Below are 10,482 nucleotides of genomic sequence, written 5' to 3' on the forward strand. Positions count from 1 at the left end.
AGGGTGTTTATTGCTGACAGGTTGCTCCCCAGCAGAGCCTGTTTCCTCTTAACGCCCTGGTATAAAGATAGAATATGAAAGTTAATTAATAACAATAATCCAGGAGTTGCTTGGATTTTAAATGGAATGAATATATGAAAACAAAACAACGTGTGAAATTACTTCTTGTAGCCTTATGTTTAATCACCTTGGGAGGATGTTGTAATAAAGAAAATACGAAAGATCCTTCCTGCTGTGCGAATGAAACAACGAATACTAATTGTACAAACAAAAAAGATATGGCTTATTCAAAGAAATTTACAAATGCCGATTTCTACAAAGACGGCAAGTTTAATCAGGAAGCAGCAATGGATGCTTTCAAAGATATGTTTGCGTTTTATGGTGTACCCTTCACTGATTTAATGGCAAAAGATATGTGGGTAACCGATTTCGGGCTGGGCGATTTTGAGAATGTAGGAATGGGAGGTATATTCTGGGTAAATGATCTGGAACATAGTTATTTTGCTCATGCAATTTATCTGCTTCCGGGGCAAATGATTCCCGAACATGCTCATGTAAAAACCGAATATCCGGCAAAATTTGAATCATGGATGGTTAATCATGGATGGATTTATAATTTCTCTGTTATAGGCGATGAAACGCCAAATCCTCCTGCTATTTCTGCTACTCATGGTCCGATTCAAAGTAAAAACTTCGTTGTACAGAAAGTGGGCGAAGTACTTCATTTAAAAAAATCTGAAACATTCCACTTTATGATGGCCGGACCTGAGGGAGCTATCGTTGATGAGTGGGCAAGCTATCATGATAATGCTGGTCTTCGCTTTACGAATAAAAAGGCTTCGCTTTAATACTAAAACCAATTGTAAACTTATTACATAATGTAATAACATGAGAAACACATTATTTATTTTATCTTTTGTTCTTATTTTCCCTTTTACCCTTTCTGTTGCCCAAAAGAAGAAAACTCAAGATACCTGGATAGATCAGGTGATAAAGGAGAAAAAAGAACTCCGGTCAAATTTACTTAAAGCAGGGATGCCTGTTGCGTCGGATTGGATAAGAGCTCAACAAAGTGCTGTACCTTTAACCGCAGATCTGAAAGGTTTGGATCATTTGGTGCTGATAACTTCCGGAGGTCCGGATGGTGTAGATTGGGACTGGGGAGCATGGGCAAATGCGCGATTATTTAAGGCAGACGGAACTTTTGTCTGGTTAGACGAACTTGAACCAACTTATTCTCATACAGGATCAGGTGGAATAAAGAAGAACACGGACATATATGGTAATCCATTAGTTATTAATAAGAAAAAGTATGATCATGGAGTTGTAAGTCATGCTAACGGAGTTATCGTTTATTTATTAGATAAGAACTATGTACGTTTTGAAGCCGAAGTAGGAATTTGCGATCAGTCAAAAACAGGATCGGTATTCTTTCGTATTCAGAATATTTACCCGAATGAGGTTGTTGCAAAACTTAACAGTGCTTATCCTAAGCAAATAGGTGCTTTGAGCGCTAACTTAGGTGAATTGGAAAATTGGTTAGCTACCCCTGATGCATCAATTGAACAGGAGCTTATCTTACATATGGCGAAAAAGCTGAAAGATGGTGCATATTTCGAAAATGCAGTTAAACAGGTCGAATCCGAAAAAGATGTTGATAAGCAAATCCGTGCTTATCTTGAACTGTACGAAAAAGCGCAACGATTATGTTCTGTTCAGGACGACCTGGAATGGCTGAATATAGAAGCGATCCGATTGGCTTTTGCCGATATGAAAGCGATGAAGGATTTCGATGCATCAAAATATCAACCTTTAATGGACGAATTGGAGTCTTTGGTTAAAGCGGGGTTTAAAGATATTTATACAGTAGATGAAGCAACTTTGACTAAGGCAGAAAAAGCCATTGCTATTAAAGAATCGATCTTGCTGGCGAATCCTTTTTTAGACGTAGATAAAATTGTGGCCACACGCTTTAAATTAGGTACAAAGGCTCGTTCGGCTATGGCGCCTGCATTGGGTACGCAATCGAATAACTGGAGTAACCAACAATCTTCAAAACGTGTAGGTTTTAATGCCGAAATTGTTGAGCTTTCTAACCTGAGGGGAGAGAAACAAATAAAGACTATTTTCAAACCGGACAATATGGCTTCTATTGCCGATTTAAAAATGCACTGGAATGGAGATCGTCTGATGTTTACTTCTGTTATGCCGGATAATCGTTGGAATGTCTTTGAAGTAAAAACGGATGGAACAGGATTCCGCCCATTAGTGGAAACCACAGAACCCGAACTTGAATTTTATGATGGAACTTATTTGCCGGACGGACGAATCATTGCAAATGCAAATATCGGTTATCAGGGCGTACCTTGCGTAAATGGAGATGACCCTGTGGGTAATATGGTTCTCTTTGATCCGAAAACAAAAAAGATGCGTCGTCTGACGTTTGATCAGGATGCCAACTGGAATCCGGTTATTATGCACAACGGACGTGTTATGTACACGCGTTGGGAATATACGGATCTGACGCATTATTTTTCACGTATTGTGATGCATATGAATCCGGATGGAACGGAAAATAAAGCCTTATTAGGGAGTGGGGCTATGTTTCCTAATAGTACGTTTGATATACAACCATTGCCCGGGCATTCATCTGCCTTCGTAGGTATTATCTCGGGACATCACGGAATAGCTCGTTCGGGACGTATCATTTTATTTGACCCGACGAAAGCCCGTAAAGGCGTAGAAGGGATGATACAGGAAATTCCTTTCCGTAATCGGGAAATTATTCCGGAAATTAAGGATGAATTAGTTAATGATGTATGGCCTCAATTTATAAAACCTACTCCTCTGAATGATAAATATTATTTAGTAGCCGGTAAATTAAATCCGCAGGATTTATGGGGATTGTATTTGGTGGATGTTTTTGATAATGTGACTTGTCTGGCGAAGACGGAAGGAGAAGGGTTTATTAGTCCTATCGTTGTTCGTAAGACTGCTACACCTCCATCTATTCCTGATCGTGTAAAATTAGATGATAAAGAATCAACCGTATTTATTCAGGATATTTACGAAGGAGAAGGTCTGCGGGGTGTACCTCGTGGCACAATTAAATCACTTCGTATTCATGCGTACGAATATGCCTATTTAAGAACACGTTCCGATCATTATGCGCAAGGTATTCAAAGTGGTTGGGATATTAAACGATTATTGGGAACGGTGCCTGTTGAAGAAGATGGCTCGGTGATTTTTAAAATTCCGGCCAATACGCCAATCTCTATCCAACCTTTAGATGAGGATGGAGCGGCCGTACAATGGATGAGAAGTTGGTTTACCGGAATGCCGGGTGAAATAGTTTCCTGCGTAGGATGTCATGAAGACCAGAATAAGATCGCATTACCAAAACGCGTGATCGCGTCGCAGAAGGCTCCTTTAAAACTTCAGGCTCCAAAAGGTGGAGTCCGGTCGTTTACTTTTGATCTGGAAGTTCAGCCTGTCCTTGATCGCGCTTGTATTGCTTGTCATACCGGTGATGGAAAAGCGTTCGATCTACGTGGAGGAAAGAAAGATGATCGCGGTTATGGAACGTCTTACTTAAATCTTCACCCTTACGTTCACCGTCAAGGACCGGAAGCCGACATGATCGTGTTGCAGCCTTACGAGTACCATGCGAATACAAGTGAGTTGATTCGTATGTTAAAGACCGGTCATTACAATGTCGTGTTGACTGATGAAGAATGGAAAACATTTTATAACTGGATTGATTATAATGCACCCGATAAAGGCTATTTTGATGCGAATCCATACGATGGTTTCCCATATCAAGGATTTAATCAAATAGATCGTCGTAAGGAATTAACAGATAAATATGCATGCGGCGCGGGAGTGGATTGGAAAAAAGAAATTGCAGATTATGCATCATACTTAGAGTCGCAAGGTGAAATAACACCGGTGATGCCTCAGAAAGCAAGTCCTGTAAAAGAAAAAACTATTAAAGTAAAGGGATGGCCTTTTGATGCTGAGGGTGTTAAGGCGATGTTAGCAAAAGAAACAGAAACTCGTAAAACCGTAGAGATTGCTCCCGGATTAAAAATGACATTTGTCCGTATCCCTGCAGGAGAGTTTGTAATGGGTAGCTATCAAGGAATGAAAGATAATGCTCCTGTTGCAAAGGCAAAGGTGAATAAATCGTTCTGGATGGCTGAGGTAGAGGTGACTAATGCCCAATATAATGTAATTTATCCCGAACATGATAGTCGTTATGTAGATCAACACTGGAAAGATCATACACGTCCGGGTTATGCAGCAAACCTCCCGGAGCAACCTGTTATCCGTGTAAGCTATGAAGACGCTATGGCTTATTGTAAAAAACTCAGTGAAAAGACCGGCTTGGATATCACTCTTCCTACGGAAGCGCAATGGGAATGGGCGTGTCGCGCAGGTAGTGACTCTGATTTTTGGTTTGGTAACCTGAACAGCAATTTTGGTCAATATGAAAATTTTGCTGACGAACAACTGAATAAGATGGCTGTAAGCGGTATTGATCCGCAACCTATGTCGAAGACGAGCTTTTGGTATAAATACTATAGCTTCCTTCCTAAGGACGAGAGTGTTGACGACGGTCATATGATTCAAACCGATTCCAAAGCTTATACCGCTAATCCGTTCGGATTGTACAGTATGCATGGAAATATTGCTGAGTGGACAAAATCTGATTATAATACCTATCCTTATTCTGAAAAAGTTAAATCTTCTTCAGAATACAAAGTTGTGCGTGGAGGTTCGTATATTGACCGCCCGAAATACGCAACGTCTTATGCGCGTAAAGCCTATTATCCATGGCAACGTGTGCATAACGTGGGTTTCAGGGTTATAATTCAAGATTAAGAACTATGTGTTTCCGTGGCAATTAAATGCTTGTCACGGAAACTTTTAAATTTAACACGCAAATGAAAGCAAAAATTGAAAGAATTCTTTCATCCTATGTAACGACTATCGTCTTATTGATCATTTATGCTTTAGGTCTGGCCTTTGCCACGTTTATTGAAAAGTATCATGGTACAGCTGCAGCTAAAGCAATGATTTATTATTCTCCTGTATTTATCATGCTGCAATTCTTGATGATTGTAAATTTTATTTACGAGGTAATTGAGCATCAGCTGTTGAAGAAGAAGAAATGGGGATTCATGGTTATTCATATTGCTTTCATTGTTGTTTTAGGTGGCGCGTTGACCACACATTTGTTCGGTAAAGAAGGCGTTCTTCATATTCGTGAAGGAGCTCGTGAAGATCGAATGATGATGGAGACATCAGAAGGAAGAAAGTATCAGAGCTTGCCTTTTGCTGTTGAACTAAAGAAGTTTACGCTGACTCGTTATCCGGGATCTGCCAGCCCGTCTTCTTATGAGAGTGATCTGGTTATTCATGTGGATGGAAAAACAATCTCAGACCGTGTCTTTATGAATAATGTCATTGACATAAAAGGTTATCGCTTGTTTCAGGCGTCTTATGATAAAGATGAGAAAGGAACTGTCTTGTCTGTGAATCAGGATGTAGCAGGGCGTACAATTACGTATATTGGTTATGCTATGTTACTTATCGGTTTTATATTGAGTTTTGTCGGACATAATTCAAGGTTCAGACAATTAGGACGGCAACTAAAAACTCTAAGAGGTACTGCTGTTGTTCTGTTATTCGGTTGCTCCTTTCTTTTTCCTGTAAATATAAAATCCGAGTCTCCGTCTATGCTCGACGCAGTACTTAAATATACGATAAGTCCGGAACATGCTGAGAAATTCGGAGCATTACCGATACAAGCGTCTAATGGGCGTATGATTCCTGTAAATACGTTCTCTTCTGAAATTCTTCGTAAACTACATAAAGAAAACAAGTTTAAAAATCTGAATTCTGATCAGTTTTTGCTTAGTCTTTTAGCTATGCCGGATATGTGGATGCGTATTCCTGTTATTACACATGGAAATAAAGACTTGGCCAATCATTATGATTTATCTACAGATAAGACCTGTTCGTATGTGGACGTGTTCGACAGTAATGGTCAATATAAGCTGCAAGAAAGTTTGGAAGAGGCTTATCATAAAATGCCTTCGGAGCGTAACCGCTTTGATAAAGACATAATAAAATTGGATGAGCAGGTTAATATCCTTCATCAGTTGTTTAATCAGCAGATGCTGAATCTTTTCCCGAAAGAAGATGACCCAGGCCACAAATGGTATGCACCGGGAGATGATCTGTCCGCCTTTAGTGGAAAAGACTCTATGTTTGTTTCACGTATCATGGAATGGTATTTGGGTGAAGTACAAAACTCTTTACAAAGTAGAGATTGGTCGAAGGCGGATGAAGTGTTGGGTATGATAACGACCTATCAAAATGCCAAAAACAAAACGCTCAGCATCGATCAAAAGAAAATACAAGCTGAGCTGACCTATAACAAATTGGAGATATTTCGTTATTGTAAAATATTTTATTTGATTTTGGGAGGGTTGTCTTTAGTTTTTGCCTTTTTTGCGATGTTCCAGTTTCAAAGATGGATGAGATGGGCGAAATGGTTGTTGGCTATTGCTATTGTAGTCGTTTTTCTATATCAAACGGCAGGAATGGGGATGCGTTGGTATATTGCCGGATACGCTCCATGGAGTAACTCTTACGAGACAATGGTGTATGTGGCTTGGGCTACAGTAGTCGGAGGTTTATTTTTTCTTCGTAAGAGTACGATGACTTTTGCACTGGCAACGTTGTTTGGCGGTATAATCTTGTTTGTTTCCGGTTTAAACTGGATGGATCCGCAAATCAATCCTTTGGTTCCTGTTTTGAAATCACCTTGGTTGATGTTTCACGTAGCTGTTATTGTGGCGGCTTATGGATTTTTTGGAATAAGTTCACTGATCGGGATTACTAATCTGGTTTTAATGAGTTTCGGTCGTGTGAAGAATGAAGATATTTTGATTTCCCGTATGAAAGAACTGAGCCTGATCAATGAAATGTCTCTACACGTTGGTATTGCACTTATGACAATTGGTACTTTTCTTGGTGCTATCTGGGCTAATGAGTCTTGGGGGCGTTATTGGGGATGGGATCCGAAAGAGACATGGGCGTTGATTACTATTGTTGTTTATGCGATAGTAACCCATTTACGCCATATTAAGAAATATCAGAATTACTGGCTGTTTAACCTGACTTCCATAGTCGCAATTGCTTCCGTTTTGATGACTTTCTTTGGAGTTAACTATTTCCTGAGCGGAATGCACTCATACGGATCAAACGATGCTGTAGGAGGGATATTTATGTATTTGTATATTGTTTTAGGTGTAATTCTGTTTTTGGCTGTTATATCCTGGTATGGATGGCAGAAATGGCCGTTAGAGAAAAAGAAATTTATTCACTGAATTATTAACTATAAATCTTTTTATCATGAGAACATTTAATCATGTTGGTATTATCACTACAGAGAAGAAAGAAGGTGCGATGTTTAATGAAGGACTCGGTGTTTGGCTGACAGACTATTCGAAAAGCCCGAACAAAATTGAGTATCTGAAGTTTGAGCCAGGTAGTTGCATGCCTCCACTTGTGCAGGAAAACGGACATATCGCTTATACTGTTCCTTGCCTTGAAACAGCTCTAAAAGATGCGAAAGTGATTTTCGGCCCGGCTGTTTGTGACGAACACCTGACGATTGCTTTTATCGAAGAAGAAGGCTTGGCTATTGAATTGATGGAGATTAAATAAGATTACTAAAATACTTTGGAAAACATGAAAACAAAATTTATCAACAATACCGAGAATCTGACAGCTGAACTATTGGAAGGATATACCTTAGCATATAAAGATAAGGTTGCATTGGGGGGAGAAAATATTGTAGTAAGAGCCAATCCTAAACCTGCAGATAAAGTGGCGATTGTTACTTTGGGCGGTTCCGGTCATGAACCTGCATTAAGCGGATTTGTTGGGGATGGTATGCTGGACTGTTCTGTTGTGGGTGATATCTTTGCCGCTCCAGGAGCTCAACGTCTGTTTCAAGCCTTACAGTTGATGAAACGTGAGGCAGGTATATTATTAGTTGTGTTGAATCATTCAGGGGATGTGATGAGTGCGAATATGGCCTGTCAATTAGCTGAACGTTCGGACATCAAAGTAAAACAAATCCTTACGCACGATGATATAAGCGCCGGAATTGATGCTCCTGTGAATGACCGTCGTGGTCTTGCAGGTTGTGTCCCTTTATTTAAAATTTTAGGCGCAGCAGCTGATGAAGGTAAATCGTTGGACGAATTAGTTGAGATCGGGCAGCGTTATACTGCTAATGTTGCGACGTTGGCTGTGGCTATGCGCTCGTGTACGCATCCTCAGAATAATGCAGTTATCAGTGACCTGCCTGAAGGTATTATGGAAATTGGTATGGGACAACACGGCGAAGGCGGCGGCGGACGTAAACCTCTTGTTTCTGCTGATGAGACCGCTGCTGAAATGGTAGATTTCCTTTGTCAGCAATTAAAGCCAGCTAAAGGACAAAAAGCCATGTTGATCATTAACGGAGTGGGAGCAACTACGCAGATGGAGCTGAATATCATATTCCGTAAAGCATACAAAGAATTAGAAGCGCGTGGTTTGGAAGTAGTTTCTTCCCGTATTGCTGAAATTCTTACGGTACAAGAACAAGCAGGTTTCCAAATGATCATTGCTCTTCTGGATGCTGATCATATTGATTACTTGAATAACAAACCGGCTGATGCACCATATTGGACTACTATTGGCAAATAATTATGGAAAAACTTTCGGTTGAAGATTTTAAACGATTACTAAACCATGCATTGCTGCGGATCAAAGAGAGAGAAAACGAGTTTTCTCAGTTGGATGCTGTCATTGGGGATGGTGATCATGGTACAGCTATAGTTTCTGCTTTTTCGGTGGCTACAAAATCCGCTGAAAAAGGAACGGAGTATAAGTCTATGCTTAATGACATGGGCTTTGCTATCATGCTTGAAACAAGTGGCTCGACAAGTACGCTTCTGGGTGCGTTCTTTCTCGGAATGAGCGATACTTCGCAGGGTGTGGAGTTAGATGCGGACGGTGTAAAAGCAATGTTTGCGGGAGGTCTTGCTAATGTGCAAAAACAAACGCAGGCTAAGCCGGGAGATAAGACGATGATGGATGCTTTAGTGCCTGCTGTGGATGCTATGCAGTCTTGTTCCTCTATAAATATTAAGGATATTCTGCGGATAGGAGCTGATGCCGCTCTGAAAGGAGCAAAGTCAACAGTGGATATGAAAGCAAACTTTGGTCGTGCCCGTAATTACGGTGAACGTTCTATTGGTTATGCGGATAGTGGTGCTACTTCATGGAGTTGCATGTTTGCTTCATTTGCAGAAGCCTTGTGATAATTAGTAATGAATATACAAAAGAATAGAAGATGGCAGATTTAGATGATTTGAGAGAAGGTAAGAATTTTGGATTAGGTGTTAATGTGGGGGAACAAGCATTTCATGTAAAAGGGGCAGCTAATCTGCCTTGGGGGATGAAAGACCGGCTTTCTCGTATTTTTAATCCAAAAACAGGAAAGGCTGTAATGCTTGCCTTTGATCATGGTTTTATAATGGGACCGACTTCAGGCTTGGAACGAATTGACCTGAACATTCTTCCTCTGATTGAATATGCAGACTGCTTGATGTGTACACGTGGAATACTACAATCGGTAGTGCCTCCCAATACGAATAAGCCGGTTTGTTTACGTTCAGATGCCGGAACTACAATCCTGACGTCATTGAATGATAATGTATTGATCGATGCAGAAGATGCTATTCGTATGAATGTATCTGCGATGGCTATTATGTTGGCAATCGGAGATGAAGCGTACGAAGCAAAAACTATTGCAAACTTATATAAAGCGGTAGATTTAGGAACGCGTTATAATATACCCGTGATGGGAGTGACCGCTGTTGGTACTAAAATGGCACGTGACGCTCGTTATTTTGGGTTGGCTTCACGTGTTTGTGCTGAGAATGGTGCAAATATCGTTAAGACATATTATTGCGATGGCTTTGAAAAAGTGGCTGCAGCCTGTCCGGTTCCTGTCGTTATTGCAGGAGGAAAGAAGCTTCCTGAGAAAGAAGCTCTTGAATTATGCTACAATGCAATTAGCGATGGAGCAGCGGGAGTGGATATGGGACGAAATGTGTTTCAGAGTGAACATCCTGCAGCTATGATACAAGCAATTCACGCTGTTGTGCATGATGGTCTGACGCCTGAACAAGGTTATGAAAAGTTCCGTGATCTTTCAAAATAATAATACTTGATTAATAGAGGATGTTCACAAACTATTGAACATCCTCTACTAATACTAAAACAGTTCCTATGTTTGAAAAAGGAGATTCCAGTTAGATAGGCAAGAAATAAGCTATATCATTTTAGTTAACTTTGTATTTACAAGAATAACAGAGTGTTAACTTCAACAATATAGCTTATGAGAATAGT

Annotated in this window: 7 protein-coding genes; all 7 read left to right on the forward strand. The window is 40.2% G+C overall.

The window, feature by feature from the left end; all coding sequences use genetic code 11:
- Window positions 1-134 precede the first annotated feature (134 nt).
- The 7 genes from PHT93_RS14340 (at window position 135) to lsrF (ending at window position 10,294) form a co-directional block, all read left to right on the forward strand.
- Window positions 135-848: a hypothetical protein gene (locus tag PHT93_RS14340; protein WP_300244280.1), complete on the forward strand. Its 714-nt coding sequence runs from the start codon at window positions 135-137 to the stop codon at window positions 846-848.
- A gap of 40 nt (window positions 849-888) precedes the next feature.
- Window positions 889-4,884, forward strand: a complete 3,996-nt coding sequence (locus PHT93_RS14345; protein WP_300244282.1) for an SUMF1/EgtB/PvdO family nonheme iron enzyme — start codon at window positions 889-891, stop codon at window positions 4,882-4,884.
- A 62-nt stretch (window positions 4,885-4,946) separates the two neighbouring features.
- Window positions 4,947-7,400 (forward strand): cytochrome c biogenesis protein CcsA, encoded by a 2,454-nt coding sequence (gene ccsA / locus PHT93_RS14350; protein ID WP_300244284.1) that lies wholly within the window; start codon window positions 4,947-4,949, stop codon window positions 7,398-7,400.
- A gap of 25 nt (window positions 7,401-7,425) precedes the next feature.
- Entirely contained in the window at window positions 7,426-7,740 is a 315-nt protein-coding gene (locus tag PHT93_RS14355; protein WP_300244287.1) for a hypothetical protein, read from the forward strand.
- A gap of 15 nt (window positions 7,741-7,755) precedes the next feature.
- Window positions 7,756-8,772, forward strand: a complete 1,017-nt coding sequence (locus PHT93_RS14360) for a dihydroxyacetone kinase subunit DhaK (RefSeq protein ID WP_300244290.1) — start codon at window positions 7,756-7,758, stop codon at window positions 8,770-8,772.
- A gap of 2 nt (window positions 8,773-8,774) precedes the next feature.
- Window positions 8,775-9,389, forward strand: coding sequence for a DAK2 domain-containing protein (locus PHT93_RS14365; RefSeq protein ID WP_300244293.1), 615 nt, complete (start codon window positions 8,775-8,777; stop codon window positions 9,387-9,389).
- Window positions 9,390-9,421: 32 nt separating this feature from the next.
- On the forward strand, window positions 9,422-10,294 hold the full coding sequence (lsrF, locus tag PHT93_RS14370; protein ID WP_300244296.1) for a 3-hydroxy-5-phosphonooxypentane-2,4-dione thiolase: 873 nt from the start codon (window positions 9,422-9,424) through the stop codon (window positions 10,292-10,294).
- Window positions 10,295-10,482 lie beyond the last annotated feature (188 nt).

It is taken from the genome of Massilibacteroides sp., assembly GCF_028705895.1.
In the GTDB taxonomy this organism is placed as follows: domain Bacteria; phylum Bacteroidota; class Bacteroidia; order Bacteroidales; family Tannerellaceae; genus Massilibacteroides.

Excerpts from the sequence above, each read along its gene's own strand:
- PHT93_RS14340 (WP_300244280.1), top strand. The coding sequence starts at position 135 with ATGAAAACAAAACAACGTGTGAAATTACTTCTTGTAGCCTTATGTTTA.
- PHT93_RS14345 (WP_300244282.1), top strand. The coding sequence starts at position 889 with ATGAGAAACACATTATTTATTTTATCTTTTGTTCTTATTTTCCCTTTT.
- ccsA (WP_300244284.1), top strand. The coding sequence starts at position 4,947 with ATGAAAGCAAAAATTGAAAGAATTCTTTCATCCTATGTAACGACTATC.
- PHT93_RS14355 (WP_300244287.1), top strand. The coding sequence starts at position 7,426 with ATGAGAACATTTAATCATGTTGGTATTATCACTACAGAGAAGAAAGAA.
- PHT93_RS14365 (WP_300244293.1), top strand. The coding sequence starts at position 8,775 with ATGGAAAAACTTTCGGTTGAAGATTTTAAACGATTACTAAACCATGCA.
- lsrF (WP_300244296.1), top strand. The coding sequence starts at position 9,422 with ATGGCAGATTTAGATGATTTGAGAGAAGGTAAGAATTTTGGATTAGGT.